1 protein-coding gene is annotated in these 263 nt (G+C 34.6%); it reads left to right on the forward strand.

The annotated features are described in order from the left end of the window. Positions 1 to 80: 80 nt before the first annotated feature. The coding region (locus tag AAEY88_RS14085) for a hypothetical protein (protein ID WP_350563379.1) at positions 81 to 263 on the forward strand (183 nt) is incomplete at its 3' end.

Below are 263 nucleotides of genomic sequence, written 5' to 3' on the forward strand. Positions count from 1 at the left end.
TACTAGTATTTAATTAAGCATATATTATGCATATTAATGTATTGGTATTATAAGTGTATTAAAGCTGTTGGGAGCTTCAAATGGGATCAATGACTACGTCAAAAAATGGAATACTTTCTGCTTCGGAAGGTTCAGTAACAATAACGATTAACAATGAAACTAAGGAACTACAACTCGGTCAAGTTGTGCCGACTGGTGCAATAGTTGCCAGCAGTAATAACCTTGGTTTCGTGATTACGTTTGATGACGGCACTATTTTTAAT

This window comes from Psychrobacter sp. CAL346-MNA-CIBAN-0220 (assembly GCF_040309805.1).
Classification (GTDB): Bacteria; Pseudomonadota; Gammaproteobacteria; order Pseudomonadales; family Moraxellaceae; genus Psychrobacter.